23 protein-coding genes are annotated in these 22,244 nt (G+C 57.9%); 17 read left to right on the top strand and 6 right to left on the bottom strand.

Features of this window, described 5'->3' with window-relative positions:
• Window positions 1-145: 145 nt before the first annotated feature.
• A complete protein-coding gene (paaZ, locus tag ADJ24_RS11755) occupies window positions 146-2,188 on the bottom strand; it encodes a phenylacetic acid degradation bifunctional protein PaaZ (protein WP_023311571.1) in 2,043 nt (680 codons plus the stop codon).
• Window positions 2,189-2,473: 285 nt separating this feature from the next.
• Here paaZ and paaA point away from each other — a divergent pair, with 285 nt between their 5' ends.
• The 14 genes from paaA to ADJ24_RS11685 all read left to right on the top strand — a co-directional run bounded on the left by paaA (window position 2,474) and on the right by ADJ24_RS11685 (window position 14,502).
• Entirely contained in the window at window positions 2,474-3,403 is a 930-nt protein-coding gene (paaA, locus tag ADJ24_RS11750; RefSeq protein ID WP_023311572.1) for a 1,2-phenylacetyl-CoA epoxidase subunit PaaA, read from the top strand.
• An 11-nt stretch (window positions 3,404-3,414) separates the two neighbouring features.
• Window positions 3,415-3,702 (top strand): 1,2-phenylacetyl-CoA epoxidase subunit PaaB, encoded by a 288-nt coding sequence (gene paaB, locus ADJ24_RS11745; protein WP_003857353.1) that lies wholly within the window; start codon window positions 3,415-3,417, stop codon window positions 3,700-3,702.
• 8 nt (window positions 3,703-3,710) lie between these two features.
• On the top strand, window positions 3,711-4,457 hold the full coding sequence (gene paaC, locus ADJ24_RS11740) for a 1,2-phenylacetyl-CoA epoxidase subunit PaaC (RefSeq protein WP_023311573.1): 747 nt from the start codon (window positions 3,711-3,713) through the stop codon (window positions 4,455-4,457).
• Between the two features lie 11 nt (window positions 4,458-4,468).
• Window positions 4,469-4,966 (top strand): 1,2-phenylacetyl-CoA epoxidase subunit PaaD, encoded by a 498-nt coding sequence (paaD, locus tag ADJ24_RS11735; protein WP_023311574.1) that lies wholly within the window; start codon window positions 4,469-4,471, stop codon window positions 4,964-4,966.
• A gap of 7 nt (window positions 4,967-4,973) precedes the next feature.
• Window positions 4,974-6,044: a 1,2-phenylacetyl-CoA epoxidase subunit PaaE gene (gene paaE, locus ADJ24_RS11730; protein WP_023311575.1), complete on the top strand. Its 1,071-nt coding sequence runs from the start codon at window positions 4,974-4,976 to the stop codon at window positions 6,042-6,044.
• Complete coding sequence (paaF, locus tag ADJ24_RS11725; protein ID WP_023311576.1) at window positions 6,041-6,808, top strand: 2,3-dehydroadipyl-CoA hydratase PaaF; 768 nt, start codon at window positions 6,041-6,043, stop codon at window positions 6,806-6,808. Before paaE ends, paaF begins: the two co-directional genes overlap by 4 nt.
• Window positions 6,808-7,596: a 2-(1,2-epoxy-1,2-dihydrophenyl)acetyl-CoA isomerase PaaG gene (paaG, locus tag ADJ24_RS11720; RefSeq protein WP_100245660.1), complete on the top strand. Its 789-nt coding sequence runs from the start codon at window positions 6,808-6,810 to the stop codon at window positions 7,594-7,596. The genes paaF and paaG overlap by 1 nt, the downstream gene beginning before the upstream one ends.
• A 1-nt stretch (window position 7,597) precedes the next feature.
• Window positions 7,598-9,022: a 3-hydroxyacyl-CoA dehydrogenase PaaH gene (paaH, locus tag ADJ24_RS11715; RefSeq protein WP_023311578.1), complete on the top strand. Its 1,425-nt coding sequence runs from the start codon at window positions 7,598-7,600 to the stop codon at window positions 9,020-9,022.
• Window positions 9,012-9,440, top strand: coding sequence for a hydroxyphenylacetyl-CoA thioesterase PaaI (gene paaI / locus ADJ24_RS11710; protein ID WP_023311579.1), 429 nt, complete (start codon window positions 9,012-9,014; stop codon window positions 9,438-9,440). Before paaH ends, paaI begins: the two co-directional genes overlap by 11 nt.
• Window positions 9,433-10,638 carry a 3-oxoadipyl-CoA thiolase gene (gene pcaF / locus ADJ24_RS11705; RefSeq protein WP_023311580.1) on the top strand — a complete coding sequence of 402 codons (1,206 nt, stop codon included), beginning with the start codon at window positions 9,433-9,435 and terminating at the stop codon, window positions 10,636-10,638. Before paaI ends, pcaF begins: the two co-directional genes overlap by 8 nt.
• 27 nt (window positions 10,639-10,665) lie before the next feature.
• Window positions 10,666-11,982, top strand: a complete 1,317-nt coding sequence (gene paaK, locus ADJ24_RS11700) for a phenylacetate--CoA ligase PaaK (RefSeq protein ID WP_023311581.1) — start codon at window positions 10,666-10,668, stop codon at window positions 11,980-11,982.
• A gap of 134 nt (window positions 11,983-12,116) precedes the next feature.
• Window positions 12,117-13,052 (top strand): phenylacetic acid degradation operon negative regulatory protein PaaX, encoded by a 936-nt coding sequence (gene paaX, locus ADJ24_RS11695; protein WP_021241337.1) that lies wholly within the window; start codon window positions 12,117-12,119, stop codon window positions 13,050-13,052.
• A 9-nt stretch (window positions 13,053-13,061) separates the two neighbouring features.
• Window positions 13,062-13,658 (top strand): phenylacetic acid degradation protein PaaY, encoded by a 597-nt coding sequence (gene paaY, locus ADJ24_RS11690; RefSeq protein ID WP_023311582.1) that lies wholly within the window; start codon window positions 13,062-13,064, stop codon window positions 13,656-13,658.
• Between the two features lie 100 nt (window positions 13,659-13,758).
• Window positions 13,759-14,502: an SDR family oxidoreductase gene (locus ADJ24_RS11685; protein ID WP_023311583.1), complete on the top strand. Its 744-nt coding sequence runs from the start codon at window positions 13,759-13,761 to the stop codon at window positions 14,500-14,502.
• A 22-nt stretch (window positions 14,503-14,524) separates the two neighbouring features.
• On the opposite strand, the gene ADJ24_RS11680 is transcribed toward ADJ24_RS11685, so the two are convergent.
• The gene (locus ADJ24_RS11680; RefSeq protein WP_023311584.1) at window positions 14,525-15,757 is read right to left on the bottom strand and encodes a serine hydrolase domain-containing protein; all 1,233 of its coding nucleotides are present in this window, start codon (window positions 15,755-15,757) and stop codon (window positions 14,525-14,527) included.
• Window positions 15,758-15,893: 136 nt separating this feature from the next.
• Here ADJ24_RS11680 and ADJ24_RS11675 point away from each other — a divergent pair, with 136 nt between their 5' ends.
• Window positions 15,894-16,376 carry a glutathione peroxidase gene (locus tag ADJ24_RS11675; protein WP_023311585.1) on the top strand — a complete coding sequence of 161 codons (483 nt, stop codon included), beginning with the start codon at window positions 15,894-15,896 and terminating at the stop codon, window positions 16,374-16,376.
• Between the two features lie 217 nt (window positions 16,377-16,593).
• On the opposite strand, the gene ADJ24_RS11670 is transcribed toward ADJ24_RS11675, so the two are convergent.
• From ADJ24_RS11670 to ADJ24_RS11655, 4 genes are all read right to left on the bottom strand, one after another.
• Entirely contained in the window at window positions 16,594-17,202 is a 609-nt protein-coding gene (locus ADJ24_RS11670) for a hypothetical protein (protein WP_125387028.1), read from the bottom strand.
• Window positions 17,203-17,568: 366 nt separating this feature from the next.
• Window positions 17,569-18,507: an omptin family outer membrane protease gene (locus ADJ24_RS11665; protein ID WP_023311587.1), complete on the bottom strand. Its 939-nt coding sequence runs from the start codon at window positions 18,505-18,507 to the stop codon at window positions 17,569-17,571.
• A gap of 261 nt (window positions 18,508-18,768) precedes the next feature.
• Window positions 18,769-19,206: a VOC family protein gene (locus ADJ24_RS11660; protein WP_023311588.1), complete on the bottom strand. Its 438-nt coding sequence runs from the start codon at window positions 19,204-19,206 to the stop codon at window positions 18,769-18,771.
• An 82-nt stretch (window positions 19,207-19,288) separates the two neighbouring features.
• Window positions 19,289-20,446 (bottom strand): MFS transporter, encoded by a 1,158-nt coding sequence (locus tag ADJ24_RS11655; RefSeq protein WP_023311589.1) that lies wholly within the window; start codon window positions 20,444-20,446, stop codon window positions 19,289-19,291.
• 133 nt (window positions 20,447-20,579) lie between these two features.
• Here ADJ24_RS11655 and ADJ24_RS11650 point away from each other — a divergent pair, with 133 nt between their 5' ends.
• Window positions 20,580-21,116 (top strand): MarR family winged helix-turn-helix transcriptional regulator, encoded by a 537-nt coding sequence (locus ADJ24_RS11650; protein WP_023311590.1) that lies wholly within the window; start codon window positions 20,580-20,582, stop codon window positions 21,114-21,116.
• A 24-nt stretch (window positions 21,117-21,140) separates the two neighbouring features.
• Window positions 21,141-22,064: a LysR substrate-binding domain-containing protein gene (locus ADJ24_RS11645; protein ID WP_023311591.1), complete on the top strand. Its 924-nt coding sequence runs from the start codon at window positions 21,141-21,143 to the stop codon at window positions 22,062-22,064.
• Window positions 22,065-22,244: the final 180 nt, after the last annotated feature.

The following is a 22,244-nucleotide window of genomic DNA, read 5'->3' as shown; positions in this document are numbered from 1 at the left end:
AGGGCTGGGGTGAGGGGGAACATACGGCTGTGGAGGTTATTCCGTTCACTTTATGTTGAGGGCCTTGCTGAAGGCCCCCAGTGAATCTGTAAGCAGCGTCAAATTACCGGGAGCCACCAGCCATTGTGATAAAGGGGAAGGGGCGTTAGCTGAAATCACCCTGCTGGCGCGCCACCAGCGTCAGAATGGAGTAGAGCGCCACGGCCTGCTGGTGCTGGTTGAAAATCTCAACTGCCCATTCCACCACGCCGGTCGGTTTTTCCTCCCCGGTACGCTGTTTCTTCAGCGTTTTACGTTTGCAGGTCAGACGCACCTGTATGGTATCGCCCGGCTTAACCGGCTCGATAAAGCGCAGGTTCTCCATGCCGTAGTTAGCAATAACCGGCCCGACGCCCGCATCAACAAACAGTCCCGCTGCGGCGGAGATCAAGAAGTAGCCGTGCACCACGCGCTCGCCAAAGATCGACTCTGCCGCGGCGATCTTGTCCATATGGGCGTAGAAGTGGTCCCCGCTCAGGCAGGCAAAGTTCACAATGTCCGCTTCCGTGAGGGTGCGGCGCGGCGTCAGCAGGCTATCGCCCGGCTGCAGCTCCTCAAAGTATTTGCGGAACGGATGCACGCGATCTTCCTGAACCGCTGCGCCACGCACCCACTGTTTGCCAATGGCCGCCAGCATCGTCGGGCTGCCCTGAATCGCGGTGCGCTGCAGGTAGTGCTTTACCGCGCGCAGGCCGCCCAGCTCTTCGCCGCCGCCCGCGCGGCCCGGGCCGCCGTGCACCAGCTGAGGCAGCGGGGAGCCGTGGCCGGTAGACTCTTTTGATGATTCCTCGTTAAGGATCTGAATGCGCCCGTGGGCGCGCGCCGCGCCGGCAATAAACTCGCGGGCAATCGCCGAATCGGCGGTGACCAGCGTACCCGCCAGGCTGCCGCCGCCCGCGCGGGCAAGCTGCATCGCGTGGCGTGCGTTGCGATACGGCATCAGCGTCGCAACCGGGCCGAAGGCTTCGGTTGAGTGCACCGCCGGGGTTTCGTCCGGCTGCGGGCAGAACAGCAGGGTCGGTGGGAAGAACGCCCCCGGGGCCTGCAGATCCGCTTTGCCGCCCAGACGGATCTGGCAGCCTGCGGCGATCAGCCGATCCACTTTCTCCTGCACGTCCGCGCGCTGTTCGGCGTTGACCAGCGCACCCATCTTCACCCCTTCCTGCGCCGGGTCGCCCACCACCACTTTTTCCAGGCGTGCAATCAGCGCCTTGGTCACGGCGTCAATCTGGCTCTGCGGGACGATAATGCGGCGAATGGCCGTACATTTCTGCCCGGCTTTGGCGGTCATCTCGCGCACCACTTCCCGGATGAACAGGGCAAATTCCGGCTGCTCCGGCGTGACGTCTTCCCCCAGCACGCAGCAGTTAAGGGAGTCGGCTTCCATCGTGAACGGAATGGCATTCGCCACAATATTCGGGTGCACGCGCAGGCTTTGCCCTGTACTGGCGGAGCCGGTAAAGGTCACCACGTCCTGGCTGTCGAGCTGGTCGAGCAGATCCCCCGCGCCGCCGCAGATCAGGCTGATGGCGCCGTCCGGCACCAGCCCGCTGTCCACGATGGATTTCACCATCGCCAGCGTCACCTGCGCGGTCGCGGTAGCGGGTTTGATGATGGCGGGCATGCCGGCAAGCCAGGTCGGCGCCAGCTTTTCCAGCATGCCCCAGCAGGGGAAGTTGAAGGCGTTGATGTGAACCGCCACGCCGGATTTGGAGGTGAGGACATGGCGCGCCGCAAAGCCGCCTTCTTTCGACAGCGGGATTAACTCATCTTCCGGCCACAGCGTGTCATCCGGCAGCTCGCGGCTGCCCAAGCTGGCGTAAGTGAAGAGAGTGCCGATGCCGCCTTCAATATCCACCCAGCTGTCCGCCTTCGTCGCGCCCGTCTGGGCTGAAAGGGCATAAAACGTCTCTTTCTCGCTAAGCAGGTGCTTTGCCACCGCCTTCAGCATGGCCGCACGTTCGATAAAGGTCATCTCGTGAAGCGCTTCACCGCCGCGCTCAATCGCATAGCGACGGGTGGCCGCCATGTCCAGCCCTTCGCTGGTCACGCTCCACAGGGCTTCGCCACTGATGGCGTGATGAATAGTGCGTTCGCGGCCCCGGCCAGACTGCCAGGTACCGGACACGAAGCTGGCTAACTGCTGCATCGTTTATCTCCAAGTGTTACGTAATTTACTCATTAATAGTTTGATCGTGAATCATAAAAATCAAGCTGAGTTTTTAATGAATTGTTAACGTTGTGATCTGGCCGGATGAATCTCACCGCTTGAAGGCGCTTTATGAAAGGTCTGAGACAAAAGCCTTGCGAGCAACATCACAAAACCAGGAAACAATTCTTGGGGTTATATTTAACCTTTGTGTAACTTTTAAAAAACAAAGTGATTCAACATTACGCTTTAATTTGCAAACTAACGAATCATAAAGGTGACGACGTGACGCAAGAACAACGGTTTGAGCAGCGCATAGCGCAGGAGACGGCGATTGAGCCTCAGGACTGGATGCCTGACGCCTACCGTAAGACGTTGATCCGTCAGATTGGTCAGCATGCGCACTCCGAAATTGTCGGCATGCTGCCGGAAGGGAACTGGATCGCCCGCGCGCCGACGCTGCGCCGAAAAGCGATCCTGCTGGCGAAAGTGCAGGACGAAGCCGGGCACGGGCTCTACCTCTACAGCGCGGCGGAAACGCTGGGCTGCGCGCGGGAAGACATCTACCAGAAGATGCTCGACGGCAGGATGAAATACTCCTCCATCTTCAACTATCCGACCCTGAGCTGGGCCGATATCGGCGTGATCGGCTGGCTGGTAGATGGCGCGGCCATCGTCAACCAGGTGGCGCTGTGCCGCACCTCCTACGGCCCGTATGCCCGCGCGATGGTGAAAATCTGTAAAGAAGAGAGCTTCCACCAGCGCCAGGGCTTTGAGGCCTGCATGGCGCTGGCGCAGGGCAGCGAGGCCCAACGTCAGATGCTGCAGGACGCCATCAACCGCTTCTGGTGGCCGGCTCTGATGATGTTCGGGCCGAACGACGACAACTCGCCGAACAGCGCCCGCAGCCTGGCCTGGAAAATCAAACGCTTCGGCAATGACGAGCTTCGCCAGCGCTTTGTCGACAACACGGTGCCGCAGGTGGAGATGCTGGGCATGACGGTGCCGGATCCCGACCTGCGATTTGATGAAGAGAGCGGTCATTATCGCTTCGGCGAGATTGACTGGCAGGAGTTTGACGAGGTCATTAACGGGCGCGGCATCTGCAACCACGAGCGCCTGGCCGCGAAACGTAAAGCCTGGGAAGAGGGGGCGTGGGTGCGCGAAGCCGCACTGGCGCACGCGGATAAACAACACGCCCGCAAAGTGGCTTAAGAGGAATCACGATGAGCAACGTCTACTGGCCGCTGTACGAAGTGTTCGTACGCAGCAAACAAGGATTATCCCACCGTCACGTGGGCAGTCTGCATGCCGCCGACGATCGCATGGCGCTGGAAAATGCGCGCGACGCCTACACCCGCCGCAGCGAAGGGTGTTCTATCTGGGTGGTTAAGGCGAGCGAGATTGTCGCCTCCCAGCCGGAAGAGAGCGGTGAGTTCTTCGACCCGGCGGAAAGCAAGGTTTACCGCCACCCGACGTTCTACACCATCCCCGACGGCATCGAGCATATGTGAGGCAAAGAATGAATTCAGTGACTGCCTATGCCCTGCGTCTGGGCGACAACGGTCTGGTGCTTTCCCAGCGTCTCGGCGCCTGGTGCGGCCACGCGCCGGAGCTGGAAATTGACCTCGCGCTCGCCAATATCGGCCTCGACCTGCTGGGGCAGGCGCGCAATTTCCTGACCTATGCCGCGGAGCGGGAAGGCCAGGGCGATGAAGACACGCTGGCGTTTGGCCGCGACGAGCGCCAGTTCCGCAACGTCCTGCTGGTGGAGCAGCCGAACGGCAGCTTCGCCGACACCATTGCCCGCCAGTATCTGATGGATGCCTGGAACGTGGCGCTGTACGAACGGCTGACCCAAAGCAGCGACGGCCAGCTTGCGGCCATCGCCGCCAAAGCGGTTAAAGAGGCGCGCTACCACCTGCGCTTCAGCCGCGGCTGGCTGGTGCGTCTGGGCGACGGGACCGAAACGTCCGCGCAAAAAATGCAGCAGGCTATCGACAATCTGTGGCGTTTTACGGCGGAGCTGTTCGAAGCCGATGACGTCGAGCTGGCGCTGATTGACTCCGGCGTGACGGTTGACCCGCGCGTCCTGCGCCAGCCGTGGGAAAGCGAAGTGTTTGCCGGTCTGAATGAAGCCTGCCTGCAGGTTCCCGCAGAGGTGGCGTACCGCACCGGGGGCAAGAGGGGGCTGCATACCGAACATCTGGGCCCGATGCTGGCGGAAATGCAGTATCTCCAGCGCGCGTATCCCGGTCAGCAGTGGTAAAGGAGAACGCTATGCAACGCCTCGTCGACATCGCGCCTGCACAAATCCCGCAGATCTGGGCGCTGTTAAGCCAGATCCCCGATCCGGAAGTGCCGGTATTAACCATCACCGATTTAGGCATGGTGCGCAGCGTGAAGGCGCAGGGGGAAGGCTGGGTCATTGGCTTCACGCCAACCTACTCGGGCTGTCCGGCTACGGAACACCTGCTGGGGGCGATCCGCGACGCGATGACCGCGAACGGGTTTACCCCGGTGCACATTGTGCTCCAGCTTGAACCCGCCTGGACCACCGACTGGATGACCGCCGACGCGCGCGAGCGCCTGCGGGCGTACGGCATCAGCCCGCCCGTGGGGCATAGCTGCCACGCGCACGCGCCTGTGGAGGTGAGCTGCCCGCGCTGCGCCAGCACCGACACCTCGCTTATCAGTGAATTTGGTTCGACGGCCTGCAAAGCGCTCTACCGCTGCAACACCTGCCGCGAGCCCTTCGACTATTTCAAATGTATTTGAGGCTGCCATGACAACGTTTCATTCATTAACAGTGGCAAAAGTGGAACCCGAAACCCGCGACGCGGTGACCATTACCTTTGCGGTGCCGCAGGCGCTGCAGGAGGCCTACCGCTTCCGTCCCGGCCAGCACCTGACGTTAAAAACGAAGCTTGACGGGGACGAGCTGCGCCGCTGCTACTCCATCTGTCGGAGTACCGCCCCGGGCGAAATCAGCGTGGCGGTCAAAGCCATCGACGGCGGGCGCTTTTCCCGCTACGCCCGGGATGAGATCAAAGCGGGCATGGCCCTGGAGGTGATGGTTCCTCAGGGGCAGTTTGGCTACCAGCCGCGGGCTGAACGTGAAGGCCACTATCTGGCGATTGCGGCAGGCTCCGGGATCACCCCGATGCTGGCGATTATCTCCGCTACGCTGGCGACCGAACCCAACAGCCAGTTCACCCTGATCTACGGCAACCGCAGCAGCCAGAGCATGATGTTCCGCCAGGCGCTGGCGGACCTGAAAGACAAGTACACGCAGCGGCTGCAGCTGGTCTCCATCTTCAGCCAGGAGCGGCTGGACAGCGATCTGCTTTACGGCCGCATCGACGGGGAAAAGCTGCAGGCGCTGGCGAAAACCCTGATTAACTTCCGCCAGTACGACGAGGCGTTTATCTGCGGCCCGTCGGCGATGATGGACGACGCCGAAGCGACGCTGAAAGCGCTGGGGATGCCGGACAAATCCATTCACCTTGAGCGCTTTAACACCCCGGGGACCACCGCTAAACGCGCGGTGCACGTCCAGGCGGAAGGACAGAAAGTGACCTTGCGCCAGGACGGGCGCGATCGTGAAATCACCCTGACGGCGGACGACGAAAGCATCCTGGATGCCGCCCTGCGTCAGGGGGCGGATCTTCCGTATGCCTGCAAGGGCGGCGTGTGCGCCACCTGTAAATGCAAAGTGCTGCGCGGGAAGGTGGATATGGCGACCAACTACAGCCTGGAGCCGGACGAGCTGGCCGCCGGATACGTGCTGAGCTGCCAGTCGCTGCCGTTAACCGCCGACGTGATTGTCGACTTCGACGCGAAGGGGATGGCATGAGCGAACTGACTGTTACCCGTCATGGCCGCGTGCTGCAGCTGACGCTAAACCGTCCGGCGGCGCGCAACGCCCTCAATAACGCGCTGTTGACGCAGCTTGCGGAACAGCTGGAGGCCGCGGCTTCTGACATCGAGATTTCCGTCTGCGTGATTTACGGCAGCGAGCGCTGCTTTGCCGCCGGGGCCGATCTCAACGAAATGGCTGAGAAAGACCTGCCCGCCACGCTGAACGATATTCGCCCGCAGCTGTGGGCGCGGATTAACGCTTTTCCTAAACCGCTGATTGCCGCCGTGAACGGCTTCGCGCTGGGCGCAGGCTGCGAGCTGGCGCTGCTGTGCGACGCGATCGTTGCTGGCGATAACGCCCGTTTCGGCCAGCCGGAAATTACGCTGGGCATTATGCCCGGCGCGGGCGGTACCCAGCGTCTTATCCGCAGCGTCGGTAAATCGCTCGCCAGCAAAATGGTGCTGACCGGCGAGAGTATCTCCGCGCAGCAGGCGCTGAGCGCCGGGCTGGTGAGCGACGTCTTCCCGCCAGCGCTGACGCTGGAGTATGCCCTGAAGCAGGCGGCGCTGATGGCGCGCCACTCTCCGCTGGCGCTGCAGGCGGCGAAACAGGCGCTGCGCCAGTCTCAGGAGGTGCCGCTCCAGGCCGGTCTGGCCCAGGAGCGTCAGCTGTTTACGCTGCTTTCTGCCACCGAAGATCGCCGCGAAGGCATCGACGCCTTCTTACAAAAACGCACCCCCGACTTTAAAGGACGCTAATTGTGGAATGTATTCTCAGTCATGTTGAGCAGGGCGTAATGACCATTACGCTGAACCGTCCGGAGCGTCTGAACAGCTTTAACGACGTGATGCACCAGCAGCTTGCCGAGTGCCTGAAACAGGCCGAGCGTGATGACACCGTTCGCTGCCTGCTGATCACCGGGGCGGGACGCGGCTTTTGCGCCGGTCAGGATCTGAACGACCGCAACGTCGACCCCAACGGCCCGGCGCCGGATCTGGGGATGTCCGTTGAAACCTTCTATAACCCGCTGGTGCGCCGCCTGGCAAAGCTGCCGAAACCGGTCATTTGTGCCGTTAACGGCGTGGCGGCAGGCGCGGGGGCCACGCTGGCGCTGGGGTGCGACATGGTCATTGCCGCTCGTTCCGCCAGCTTCGTGATGGCCTTCAGCAAGCTCGGCCTGGTGCCGGACTGCGGCGGCACCTGGCTGCTGCCGCGCGTGGCCGGACGCGCCCGCGCCATGGGGCTGGCGCTGCTCGGCGACAAGCTCAGCGCCGAGCAGGCGCAGGCCTGGGGGATGATCTGGCAGGTGGTGGATGACGAACAGCTCTCCACTACCGCGCAGCAGATGGCGCTGCACTTTGCGTCTCAACCGACCTTCGGGCTGGGGCTGATCAAGCAGGCGATCAACGCCGCGGAAACCAACACTCTGGACGCCCAGCTCGATCTGGAGCGCGACTATCAGCGCCTGGCCGGGCGCAGCGACGATTATCGCGAGGGCGTCAGCGCCTTCCTGGCGAAGCGCGCGCCGAACTTTACGGGGAAATAAGATGCTGAACATACGGACTGTCGCCGTGATTGGCAGCGGCACGATGGGCGCAGGGATTGCCGAAGTCGCCGCCAGCCATGGGCATCAGGTGCTGATCTACGACATCTCCAGCGACGCGATATCGCGGGCCATCGACGGGATCCGCCAGCGTCTGGCCTCCCGGGTGACGCGCGGAAAACTCTCCGCCGATGCCGGGAGCCAGATCCTCGCCCGGCTGCTTCCGGTCACGGATATCGAGGCGCTCGCCGCGGCCGATCTGGTCATAGAAGCGGCCTCCGAGCGTCTGGAGGTGAAAAAGGCGCTGTTTGCTCAGCTGGCTGAGATCTGCCTGCCGCAGACGGTGCTGACCAGCAATACCTCTTCCATCTCCGTCACGGCGATTGCGGCGGACGTCCACCACCCGGAGCGCGTCGCAGGGCTGCACTTCTTTAACCCGGCGCCGGTGATGAAGCTGGTGGAGGTGGTCAGCGGGCTGGCGACCTCTCCGGAAGTAGCCGACGCGCTGTGCGAGCTGGCGCTGAACTGGGGTAAACAGCCCGTTCGCTGCCAGTCAACGCCGGGATTTATCGTCAACCGCGTCGCCCGTCCATTCTATTCCGAGGCCTGGCGCGCGCTGGAAGAGCAGGTCGCCCCGCCGGAGGTGATTGATGCCGCCCTGCGCGACGGCGGCGGTTTCCCGATGGGGCCGCTGGAGCTGACCGACATGATTGGTCAGGACGTGAATTTCGCGGTGACCTGCTCGGTATTTAACGCCTTCTGGCAGGAGCGTCGTTTTCTGCCTTCGCTGGTGCAGCAGGAGCTGGTGCTGGCGGGAAGGCTGGGCAAAAAGAGCGGGAAGGGCGTCTACGACTGGCAGGGTGACAAACCCGCCGTGCAGTGGGTGCCGGCCGTGAAAGACAGCTTCAGCCCGATGCGCGTGGAAAGAAGACGTGACGGTGTCACCGAAATTGATGATGTGTACCTGATCGAAACGCAGGGCGAAACCGCTCAGGCGCTGGCGCTGCGGCTCAACGGCCCGGTGGTAGTGGTGGACCGCATTGAGCGCGACGTGGCGGTGATTGCGTCGGCCGCCAGCAACCCGCACACCGCGACGCAAAAGGCCATCCGCTACCTGCAGCAGCAGGATAATCGGGTGGTGCAAATCGCCGATTATCCCGGCCTGCTGGTCTGGCGCACGCTGGCGATGATTGCCAACGAAGCGCTGGATGCCCTGCAAAAAGGGGTCGCCAGCGAGAAGGACATCGATACCGCCATGCGGCTGGGCGTGAACTACCCGAGCGGGCCGATCGCCTGGGGCGAACGGCTGGGCTGGCAGCGCCTGCTGACGCTGCTGGAGAACCTGCAGCGTCATTACGGCGAAGAGCGCTATCGCCCCTGTTCACTGCTGCGCCAGCGCGCGCTTCTGGAGAGTAGCTATGAGTCATAACGCCTGGCATAACGCCCGCGCGATGTACGAACGGGACGCCTGCGCGCAGGCGATGGGGATGGACATTGTCGACATGGATGAAGGCTACGCGGTGGTGACCATGATCATCACCCCGCAGATGCTTAACGGCCACCAAACCTGCCACGGCGGACAGCTTTTTTCGCTGGCAGACACCGCCTTTGCCTACGCCTGCAACAGCCAGGGGCTGGCGGCGGTAGCCTCGGGCTGCTCGATTGATTTTCTGCGTCCGTGCTTTGCCGGGGACACGCTCACCGCCACCGCGCGGGTGATGCACCAGGGCAAACTGACCGGCGTATACGACATTGAAATCCAGAACCAACAACAGAAAACCGTCGCCCTTTTTCGCGGGAAATCTCACCGCATCGGCGGCAGCGTGACAGGAGAGGCAGATGCGTGACGCATTTATTTGTGATGGCGTTCGAACCCCGGTGGGGCGCTACGGCGGCGCGCTTGCCGCAGTCCGAACTGACGATCTCGGTGCCGTGCCGCTGCGCGCGCTGCTGGCCCGCTATCCCCAGCTCGACCTCGAGCGGATTGACGACGTGATCTTCGGCTGCGCCAACCAGGCGGGGGAAGATAACCGCAACGTAGCGCGCATGTCGTCCCTGCTGGCCGGGCTGCCGCAGACGGTGTCCGGAACTACCATTAACCGCCTGTGCGGGTCGGGGCTGGACGCGATTGGTTTTGCTGCCCGCGCCATTAAGGCGGGCGATGGCGAACTGCTGATCGCGGGCGGCGTGGAGTCGATGTCGCGCGCGCCGTTTGTGATGGGCAAAGCCACCGCCGCGTTTCAGCGTCAGGCGGAAATCTTTGATACCACCATCGGCTGGCGATTTGTGAATCCGCTCATGCATCAGCAATTCGGAACTGACAGTATGCCGGAAACGGCAGAGAATGTAGCTGAATTGTTAAATATCAGCCGTGCCGATCAGGACGCGTTCGCGCTGCGCAGCCAGCAGCGTACCGCGCAGGCGCAGCAGAACGGCATTCTGGCGCAGGAGATTGTGCCGGTACCGGTGCCGGGCAAAAAAGGGGCGGTCACGGAGTTCTGCGTGGATGAACATCCGCGCGCGGACACCACGCTCGAACAGCTCGCTGGACTCAAAACGCCGTTCCGTAAGAACGGGGCGATCACGGCGGGAAATGCCTCCGGCGTCAACGACGGCGCGGCGGCGCTGATCGTCGCCAGCGAGAAGATGGCGCTGGCGCAGGGGCTAGTCCCGCGCACGCGGATCGTGGCGATGGCGACGGCGGGCGTGGAGCCACGTCTGATGGGGCTCGGCCCGGTCCCGGCCACCCGCAAGGTGCTGGAGCGCGCCGGACTCAGCATTAACGATATGGACGTTGTCGAGCTTAACGAAGCTTTCGCCTCGCAGGCGCTGGGCGTGCTGCGTCAGCTGGGCCTGCCGGATGATGCCGCGCACGTCAACCCGAACGGTGGCGCGATTGCGCTGGGCCACCCGCTGGGAATGAGCGGTGCCAGACTGGCGCTGGCCGCGAGCAACGAACTGCACCGACGCGGCGGGCGCTACGCGCTGTGTACGATGTGCATCGGTGTGGGTCAGGGCATTGCCATGATCCTTGAGCGTGTTTGAGCATAAAAACAATGTGAGTACCCTACAATGACAAATACAACAAACCTTGATCCGATTGAAACGGCCTCCCTTGACGAGTTACAGGCGCTGCAGACCGAGCGTCTGAAGTGGACGCTGCATCACGCCTATAACAACGTGCCGATGTACAAACGCAAGTTTGACGCCGCGGGCGTTCACCCTGACGATTTCAAAGAGCTGGCGGATATCCGCAAATTCCCGTGCACCACCAAGCAGGACCTGCGGGATAACTATCCGTTCGATACCTTTGCCGTGCCGATGGAGCAGGTGGTGCGCATTCACGCATCATCCGGCACCACCGGCAAACCGACCGTTGTCGGCTACACGCAGGGCGACATCGACAACTGGGCCAATCTGGTGGCCCGCTCCCTGCGCGCCGCGGGCGGCAGCGCGAAGGACAAAATTCACGTGGCATATGGCTACGGCCTGTTTACCGGCGGGCTGGGGGCGCACTACGGGGCCGAGCGTTTAGGCGCGACGGTGATCCCGATGTCCGGCGGCCAGACGGAGAAACAGGCGCAGCTGATCCGTGATTTCCAGCCGGATATGATCATGGTGACGCCGTCCTACTGCCTCAACCTGATTGAGGAGCTGGAGCGCCAGATGGGCGGCGATGCCAGCGGCTGTTCCCTGCGCGTGGGCGTCTTCGGCGCCGAGCCGTGGACGCAGGCCATGCGTCGCGAAATCGAAAAACGCTTAGGCATTACCGCGCTGGATATCTATGGCCTCTCCGAAGTAATGGGGCCGGGCGTGGCGATGGAGTGTATCGAAACCGTCGACGGCCCGACCATCTGGGAAGATCACTTCTACCCGGAGATCGTCAACCCGAACGACGGCACGCCGCTGGATGACGGTCAGCAGGGCGAACTGCTGTTCACCACGCTGACCAAAGAGGCGCTGCCGGTGATCCGCTACCGGACCCGCGACCTGACGCGCCTGCTTCCGGCAACCGCGCGCAGCATGCGCCGCATGGACCGGATCAGCGGGCGCAGTGACGACATGCTGATCATCCGCGGCGTCAACGTCTTCCCGTCGCAGCTGGAAGAGGAGATCGTCAAGTTCGAACACCTTTCTCCGCACTACCAGCTGGAGGTGAACCGTCGCGGGCATCTTGATTCACTTTCCGTGAAGGTGGAGCTGAAAGAGAGTAGCCTCACGCTGACGCACGAGCAGCGCTGTCAGGTGTGCCACCAGCTGCGCCACCGCATTAAGTCAATGGTGGGAATTTCCACCGACGTAATGATTGTTAACTGCGGCAGCATCCCGCGCTCGGAGGGCAAAGCCTGCCGGGTGTTTGACTTGCGTAAAGCTGCGGCCAACGGTTGAATTTCCCTCACCCCAGCCCTCTCCCAAAGGGAGAGGGTGTAAACAGTTCCCTCTCCCTTTGGGAGAGGGTTAGGGTGAGGGAGAAACCTCAGAATCCTGTGCTATGATTCATCCAGGACAAAAATAACAACAGAATGAATCACATGAATAAACTCGACGCCTTTATCCAGCACGCGGTCAGCTCCGTACCCGTCAGCGGGACCTCGCTTATCTCCTCGTTATACGGTGACGCGCTTTCCCATCGCGGCGGTGAGATTTGGCTCGGTAGCCTGGCCGCCCTGCTGGAAGGCATGGGGTTTGGCGAGCGCTTCGTGCGCACCGCGCTGTTTCGCCTCAACAAAGAGGGCTGGCTGGACGTTTCCCGCATCGGGCGGCGCAGCTTTTACCGCCTGAGCGACAAGGGGCTTCGCCTGACGCGTCGCGCGGAGAATAAGATTTACCGCGCGGAACTGCCCGCCTGGGACGGCAAATGGCTGCTGCTGCTCTCCGAAGGTCTCGATAAAACCACCCTTGCCGACGTCAAAAAACAGCTTATCTGGCAGGGGTTTGGCACGCTGGCGCCGAGCCTGATGGCCTCGCCGTCACAGCATCTGGCGGACGTGCAGTCTCTGCTTCACGATGCCGGCGTGGCGGAAAACGTGATCTTCTTTGAAGCCCACTCGCCGCTGGCGCTCTCCCGCGCCGCGCTGCGTTCGCGGGTGGAAGAGTGCTGGCAGTTAACCGAGCAAAACGCGATGTACGAGTCGTTTATCAACTCGTTCCGGCCGCTGCTGCCGCTGCTGAAAGAGGCCGCGCCCGAGGAGCTGACGCCGGAACGCTGTTTCCAGATCCAGCTGCTGCTGATTCACTTTTATCGTCGCGTGGTGCTGAAAGACCCGCTGCTGCCGGAAGAGTTGCTGCCCGCGCACTGGGCGGGGCAAAGCGCCCGACAGCTCTGCATTAATATCTATCAGCGTGTCGCTCCGGGGGCGCTGGCGTTTGTCAGCGAGAAGGGCGAAACCTCCGTGGGCGAACTGCCCGTGCCCGGCACGCTTTACTATCAACGCTTTGGTGGTCTTACAAGCGCATAAGGAGCGAAGATGCCAGTTTATCAAATTGACGGTCTGACGCCGGTCGTGCCGGACGAGAGCTATGTTCACCCGACGGCGGTGCTGATCGGGGACGTGATTCTGGGTAAAGGCGTTTATGTTGGTCCCAACGCCAGCCTGCGCGGTGATTTTGGCCGTATCGTGGTGAAAGACGGTGCCAACATTCAGGATAACTGCGTGATGCACGGCTTCCCGGATCAGGACACGGTGGTGGAAGAGGACGGGCATATCGGCCACAGCGCCATTCTCCACGGCTGCGTGATCCGCCGCAATGCGCTGGTGGGCATGAACGCGGTGGTGATGGACGGCGCGGTCATCGGTGAAAACAGCATCGTCGGCGCGGCGGCGTTCGTGAAGGCGAAAGCGGAGATGCCCGCCAACCATTTGATTATCGGCAGCCCGGCCAAAGCGATTCGCGAACTCAGCGAGCAGGAGCTGGCGTGGAAGCAGCAGGGCACGCGGGAGTATCAGGTGCTGGTGGAGCGCTGCAAGCTCACTATGCACCAGGTGGAGCCGCTGCGCGAGGCTGAGCCTGACCGGAAACGGCTGGCGTTTGATGAGAATTTAAGGCCGAAGTCGGCGGTGTAGGACGGGAAGTTCGCGCCACGGCACTAACGGGAAGATGTTACCCGCCTCATCATGCTATTAATCCTCGATACAGACTCATCACGACAGAGGACACAGAGTTATGCTGAGGGGTAAAAGAGCTGTTATCACGGGTGGCGGCGGGGGATTTGGTCAGGCGCTGTGCGTCTGGCTTGCCCGAGAGGGCGTTGAAGTGGATTTTAGCGCCCGTCGGGCGGTGGATATTCAAAAAACCTGCAGCCTCATCGCGGCTGAAGGTGGTGAGGCGAAGGGGTATCTCTGTGATTTAGCCCTGCCGGAATCCATTTCTCAGTTTTCTTCGCAGATCTTACATTCAGACAGGCCAATCGATATTTTAATTCTGAATGCTGCTCAGTGGTTGTCCGGGACAATAGACGAACATTCGAGCACAGAAATCTTCAATACCGTCAGTTCAGGCCTGACAGGTTCAATCCTGCTAACCCAGGCAATGCTTCCGGGTTTAAGACGCTCAGACAGTGCAGACATCATTGCGGTTATCTCTGCGTGCGGTATTCCGAACTTTACAGATTCGATTGCCCATCCCGCTTTTTTTGCCAGCAAACACGGGCTCAGCGGCTTTACAACGAAACTGTCAGAACACTTATCTAAAGAAAACATTCGGGTAACCGGATTATATCCGCCTGATTTTGAACTGACCGGTTTAGATGCGCATGTCGATAATCAATCAAGAATGGGGGAGCGTCTGGTGAATGGATGGTCAATCTGGGAAACGATTCGTTTTGTACTGACTCAGCCTCGAAGTTGCCATATTAGTACTATCTACTTTCAGGGGCCGACTCGCGAAGATCTTGCGCATCAGACCTGAATTTGACGGCGGGCGTTCACTACTATTGCTGATAAACGCGTTTTGGGATCCCATTAATCGCAAAGCGGCTGCCAGGGCTCTGGCTGTCTTTTTTCGCCATATCCATTAATAGCGCGATGCCAATGTAATTACTCCAGTTAAAGGTATTTTGCAGCACCACCACCGCATTGCCTTTTTCTTTGTCATAGCCGATAAAGCTGGAGTAGCCGCCGATATAGCCGACCTGATAGGTGATTTTTTCCAGGCCGATAAAGTCGGTGGTCCAGGCAATACCCTGTACTCCGTCGGGGCGTTGAATATCGGTATTTCTCACTTCGGCAAAGACGCTGTCCAGCAAGGGACTGTGCGTCGTCGATACGTGATAGCGGGCATAGGTCGCCAGATCTTCGGCGTTGCTGTACAAGCTCGCTGCCGCCACCATGTTGTTGGAAAAATGCCAGTCCGGGGTGAGCTGCCCGCGCGGGATAAATTTCGGCTGATCGCCCGCGTGGCCGAGCGCACGCTCCGGGTATCCTTTTAGCTGCTGGGGAATAAAGCTGCTGTTAGCCATTTGCAGCGGACGGAAAATATAGCGCGAGGCTAAACTCTGGATATCTTCGCCGGTTTTGTGCTTCAGGATATAGCCGATCAGGGCGTAGCCGGTATTGGAGTATTGCGGCACTTTATTCTTTGGCGCCCGCCAGTCGGCGAGGTAGCGCAGCACGTTATCGCTATCAAGCTCGCTATAGAAATTTTCGCCCGTGCTTAAATAGCCGATGAATTTTCCAAGCATCGGAACATCCATATTCTGACGCGGCAGGCCGGATGTGTGGGTTACCAGTTCAAGCAGGGTGATTTTTTGTGCATCCGCGCTAAGCGGCGTCCCCGGCGGTAGCAGTGTTGCCAGGTTATCGTTCCAGTTCAGTTGCCCTTCATTCACCAGGCACGCCACCACTTCCGCCGTGATCCCTTTGCTGAGCGAGCCGAGCGCAAACAGGGTGTCGGGCCTGACCGGATAGCGATTGACCGCATCGGTTACGCCCCAGGTGTAAAACTGCGGCGAGCCGTGATTATGGATCACCGCGACCGTCATCCCGGGAACGGATTTTTGCGCCATATAGTGACGCACCACGCTGTCAACGTCGCCATCCAGCGAATCATGGGTGAGAAGTTCCTGAGTACCTTCCGGGGAGGACATCTGTGAGAGCGTGCCACAACCGCTGAGGAGTGGGAGAGTAAGCAGAAGCCAGCGAATTTTTATTGTTATGTTCTGCATACCTGATAGCGAGTGTGGTGGTCATTAGCGCGCCAGGAATGTATCACAAATAGCCTGCCTGAATGTAAACTTTCTAAACGGCGGCGGCCCTGTTGATGGTCACCGAGACTTTACGGCCTGCTTTGAGGATTTCAGTATGACTCGCTTTTATCAACTTACCGCCACCAGCCTGGATGGCCGTGTTATCTCAATGGCCGACTATACGGGAAAGGTGGTTTTGGTCGTCAATACCGCCAGCCAGTGTGGCTTCACGCCGCAATATGCTGGCCTTGAAGCGCTATACAAGAAATACGCCGATCGAGGGTTAGCGGTGCTGGGCTTCCCCTGCAACCAGTTCGGTAAACAGGAACCCGGCGGCGCCGACGAAATCTCGAAAACATGTTACATCAACTACGGCGTGAGCTTCCCGATGTTTGAGAAGGTTGAGGTCAACGGCAATGCGGCGCACCCGCTGTTTCGTTACCTGAAAAACGAATTGCCCGGCGTGCTGGGAGGGCGTATTAAGTGGAACTTTACTAAGTTTCTGATCGGCCGCGACGGTAAACCACTCAAGCGTTTTGCACCGATGACTACGCCAGAGAAAATGGATCCTGCAATTCTTGCGGCACTGGAAATGTAAGGTATCTGATAGCCGAACCTTTCTCTTAGAGCATGACGAAACACTCACATCGGAGAGAAGATAACGCCCGCTCTGTGTTCCTGACGGACTAAACGCTATTTTTAACGCGTTGTGCCGGGAGCGGACGTTATTATTTATAAAAGCTGACGGCCCGCTGATGAAGAGAAACGTAGAGTGGTTGCTCCACGCTAGCATAACGAGCTTATAAATTATAATTCTATTTTTTCGACAAGAAAAATGTTTCCTGGATTCGTTGGTTATTATCCTTCAATATTTTGTCTGATGCTTCCAGTACGGACTTTAACACTGGGGTTTCTTTACCAAATTTTATGGACTGGGTATCTATTGTGAGATTGTACACCGGAATGTTTTCAGCGCGATATACATTGTAAATCTTCAGGGTAAGTGTTGCAGGGACTTTTAAAGAAAGTTTGTCGCTAGTTGTTTTTTTATCATCGGATTTATCTTTGTTATAGTCATCAATAATTGACTGAATTTCTCTCTTAATGCCGTCTTGATAAGAACCGACAGATAAATCGGTAAGTTTGAAGATGGTTGAGTTATCGCTTTCTGTTTTTAATTCAACATTGAGAAATGTATTTTCACTATAAACTTTTCCTAATGATACATGACCGTTGTCATTGCTTAAAATATTCTGTTTCTTAAATTCTATATTTCCTGATAACATTGCAGAGGATAACAACACTGACGCGCCAATTATTACGCTTGATATGATAATTTTCATTTTTATTCCTTGATAAGTTAAATTCATTTTTTCGGGGTTTGACGTTGTTAGTTTGCCAGACTCATCAATAACTAACGTCATGCCTGTAACTGATTATTTTTTGATCTTTTCTGTCTTGAGATTTCGCTAAGAAAGCCCCATCCATCTTTTGTCACTTAGTTTTTGAGAGAGCATGTCACTCCTTTGTTTGTTAGCATTTGGAACCATATTACAATCTATTATTTTGAGTTAAAACTGTTATTTTTTGTAATGCGTCAGTTAAAGGAAATGAAGATGCCAGTGGGGTGGTAAATACGCAATTACTGTACTTCTAGAATCTGTCACCAATACCTGGACTGGATGGCAGGTATCCTGGGAGTGTCCCTGGCAAGGAATTAGCTTAACGTAACGAAAAAGGCCCCGTCAGGGGCCTGGTCGGCTTTAACAATGGACTGTTGTTCGCCTGGATTAGAAGCGGTATTGCAGGCCCGCTGTAATGGTATAGTTATGGTTAGAAATACCTGCCGCATCCCCGCCAATAGAGCCGGAGTCACCAGTATTGGTATCAATAATCTGCGTACCGCCTTTACCTTCTTCGTAACTGCTATAGGTAAATTCTGCAAAAACTTTGGCGTGCGGAGTGACGTAATACCCGGCATCAACAGAGGCACCATAATAGCGGGAATCTGTTGTCTTCTCGCGGAAAGTCAGATCGCGCATGTAATGTTCGTCGTTATCATGTGCACGCACCCAGTCACTGAATTTGAAGAGGGCATTAAATTCAAAGTCATTGAAACGGTACTGTCCTGCAAGGCCAATGTAGGGCATAGAAAAACGCTGGCTATAACCAATGCCGCGTTCGCCTGCCGGGAAGTTCCCTTGATAGGCACCGTTATCATAATTGTAAGTACCACCAGTCGCCGTCCAACTGAAGCGTGTTTCCTGATAGCCTGCGGTTACGCCCGCTTTATAGTTATCGCCCTGGAGGATCCACCCTTTTACGTTGAGGTCATATTCATTGGCGTAGTTAACGTTCGTGGCCGGATGGCTTGAATGGTCTGTCCAGGAGGATTGTTTTTCATTCATCCAGTCATAGTCATCCATATGACCTGAACCTGATGCCAGGGACGTCCAGCCGCGGGCGTTCAATGTTAAAAATGAGTAAGCATCCCAGGTGATATCGCCTTTCAGAATGGCGACATTTTTTATTTTCCAGTCCAGTTGGCTAATTTTTCTTCCTGTAGCTTCGTCATAAACCATTTCGTGAGATTTTCCGCTCAGCATCCCGGCAGAGGCTGAAACCGCTAAACTATCCGGTGAAAAATCTGGTGTAACGATTGTTGGTCCTGCATATACTGCCCCTGAAAACGCGGCCATCATCATTCCCGCAACGATATTTCTTGTCATTTTTATTTCCCTAAAGCAAATTAATCAATGAGTTGCGGTAAAATCTTAAAAGTCATAACAATAATAATCAACTGCTAGTTTTGGTAATTTTTTATTATTTGACGTAAGGAACAATATTTAACTTTGGGCAGCCTGAAAGAGGCGATTTCTAATATTTAAATGATTTCTGGCTTAATGCGAAATAACAGTCAGCTGCGGATAAGATGACCAACTTCGCTATGGTATGCACGTCTGCAACCAGCGTCACAAACAAATTCCCATTTACCCCCGCAGCCACGGCGTAATCGTCAGCCCGGTAAGCAAGCCTTCCGGGCTAAGCAGGCGAGTGACGGTTTGCCCCCACGGTTCCGTGCGGTTAGCCACCAGCAGCCGATAGCCTTTTTCACTCAGAACGCGGGTAGCCGAGTCCAGATCCTTTACCTCGTACTCAATCCATCCCTGTGGTATCGGATGCTCCGTGGGCCACTGTTCTTCTCCAAAACAGGACGCAGCCGCCTGTGCGAGCGGCCAGACGGCAAAATGCTTCACGCCTTCCAGCTGACCCTCTTCAGTGAGCAGATAATCGCTGTTCCCCTCCATCGGCTTAAGCGGAAGGCCGAGTGTCTGGACATAAAACGCGGCGCTGGACTCCGTATCCCGCGAAATGGGCCCGAACCCGGCGACAAATAAGACATCAATTTCTGGTAGCGTCTGCGACATATCCACTCCTGAATGAGGTGAAATTCACCCTGAATTTATCTTACGATTGGCCGAAATACGACTCTCAATTCTGGTGTTGCATTCACCCTGCCTGCACGTCCACGACGGGTTTAAAATTCAGCGCGATGACGATCAGCAGCACGACTCCCGCACTCATGATCAGCCATGCGCTGGTCAGCGAGAACGAACTGTCGCGAACGATCCCCGCTATTAGCGGCATAAGCGCGGCAATCATGTACCCACCTCCCTGAACTTTAGACAGTAACTTCCCGGCCTGGGCGGGCGTTCGCGCATGATCGAACGTAACGATGAGCGACAGCGGGAAGAGGGCACCGATCCCGGTGCCAAGCAGCAGCGTGGATAATACAGGCGTCGTACCCGGCGCAAAGACCAGACACAGTAATCCTGCCAGCAGCAACAGCAATACGGCGATCAGCGGCACGCGGCGGTCGGGGAATTTACCGATCAGCGCGGAGACGGCAAACCCGGCGACAACCTCGGTTAACGTCAGCCAGGCCAGCATGTAGCCGCTGTTGCGTGCGGACCATCCCGCCTGAATGTAAAGCGGGGGCAGCCAGGCCAATACCAGCGTGTAGGCGCCCGTTCCCACGCCGAAAAAGAGCAACAGTAGCCCTGTTCGAGAGGACGAGAGCGTAACGGTTTCGTGGGCTGTTTTTTCCTCCTGAGGATGCTTAACCAGGGTTAACCACAGTATCAGCGCAAGCAGCGCTAACAGCCCGGCCATTGCCAGCGCGGGCTTCAGCGTGAGCCATGAAAACAACGGCTCTGCGCTGGCGGCGGCGACTGCCGCTCCGGCCATAATGCCCGTGCTGAAGAGCGACATCACCGTGCTGGCCGTTTGCGTATATTCCTTTTTTATCAGGGCAGGCATTAACGCCTGGATCGTGCCTATGCTGGCCCCGCCCAGTAACGCGGTGCCCATAAGACTCTCCGGTGAGGCGCTAAAACCGCGCAGCAAACAGGCCGCAAGCAGGATAAAGAGCCCGAGCATAATTCCCCGTACGGCGCCGACTCTGGCTAAAAGCCAGGGGCCACACAGGGCGGCAAGCCCCATCATCGCGACCGGCAGGGTGGTCAGCAGGCTGAATTGCGTAGCGGTCAGCCCCGCTTCGCGCTGCAGCACGGAAAACAGCGGTCCGACAGAAGCCAGAATGGGGCGCAGGTTCAGCCCGACGATAAAAGCGATAACGGCGAAGAGTAAAGGCGACGTGCGTTTCAACGTGGAATCCTTTTCGGTTGTGAATGGCCCGGGCAAATCGGCACGAGCATTTATCTTAACGTTAAGATAAAATATGTTTTTGCGTAAGATGTACCGCACAACAGGATAAATACCCACGCCATCAGGGGTGAAAATGCATGACCATGTAGACTTCGTTGTCGGCCAGTGGAGCCGCGCCATGCCGGAGCTGGACGCCTCGTCGATGAAAATTTTTGGCCGAATGCTCCGGCTGATGAAGCATCTGGGAAAAGAACGGGCGCAGGCCATGGCGCAGTTTGGTTTTCGCGAGGGCGAGTTTGACGTGCTCGCCACGCTGCGTCGCGCCGGTGAGCCGTACTGCCTTTCCCCCACGCAGCTCTATAAATCGCTGTTGATAACCTCGGGGGCGATGACGAACCGGCTCAGCCATCTAGAACAGCAAGGGCTTATCAGGCGAATTGCCGATCCGAATGATAAGCGCAGCACCCTCGTAAGCCTGACGCCGCACGGGCAGGAGCGTATCGAACAGGCGCTGATCGTGCATACACAAACCCAAAATGCGCTGCTGAGCAACTTGTCTGACGCGCAGCGCGCGCAGCTTGAGTCCCTGCTCAGGGAGCTGCTGATGACGTTCCCGTCTCAGGACCTGAGCGACAGGTCACCGAGTGCCGATAATACAAACACTGCATAGTTAAACCTCACAGAAAGGGAACGTATGTCTTTACCGCCACTGTATGCGCTGCGCGCTTTTGAAGTTGCCGCGCGCCTGAACTCCTTCAGCAAAGCGGCTGAAGCACTGAATATCACGCCGGGCGCGGTCAGCAGGCATGTCCGGACGCTTGAACAGTGGTTCGACTGTGAGCTCTTTAAACGCCAGGGGCCGCGAGTGGAGGTCAGTGATGCCGGACGTATTCTGGCCGGACAGCTCAGCGAAAGTTTCTCGAATATTGAGTGGGCCTGTCGCGCATTCAGAAGTGAAAACCACCTTCTGCGCCTCAAAGCCCCCAGCACCCTGACGATGCGGTGGCTTCTGAATGTGCTTAAATCCTTTCGCGAGAACCACGCGAAGCCAAAAATTGAAATTGCCAGCGTCTGGATGGACTTCGACACCGTTGACTTCAGCCGTGAGCCCTATGATTGTGCGATCCTCCTCGGTAATGGCTATTTCGGCGAGTCAACGGAAAGCAGGCTGCTCTTCAGTGAATGGCTCATTCCGGTTTGTACCCCGTCGTTGCTTGAATCTGCCCGGCATCAGCTTCCAGAGTGCGATCTTATCCATCCCTCTCCGGACAGACGGGACTGGAAACGCTGGCTGAAAAGAACGGGGTCATTCCCCGGACTCGACGTGAGCCGAGGGATAGTATTCGACACCCTGGAGCAGGGAAGCCTGGCCGCCATGCACGGTCACGGCGTGGCGATGGCCGATCTCCGCCTCACGCTCGACGCGCTGAAAAGCGGTCTGCTCGCGCTGCCCTTCAGGGAAGCTATCGCAACCGGCGATGGCTATTACCTCGTCTGGCCGAAAAACTCGCTCAGAAGACAGAGTATTGAACGGTTGCTGGCGTGGCTTAACCTTAATGCGCCGGTGCTGCCTTCGTTGGATATCGTCTGTCTTGATTATAGCGAAAAGCGGGTTTAATAAATGGCGGAATATTTATTGAGGGATATTCCGCAGATTGAGCGTATTTATGCGTAGGGAATATTCGCCATCTGTTTATATCGCTCCGGCAATGCGCTGTTCAGGTTGAGCAATTTATCCAGAATATAAAGCGGGTAATGGTGCCAACTTACTGATTTAGTGTATGATGGTGTTTTTGAG

The organism is Enterobacter sp. 940_PEND (assembly GCF_001059415.1).
GTDB classification, from domain to species: Bacteria; Pseudomonadota; Gammaproteobacteria; order Enterobacterales; family Enterobacteriaceae; genus Enterobacter; species Enterobacter cloacae_M.
This window is presented reverse-complemented; position numbering and strand designations above follow the sequence as displayed.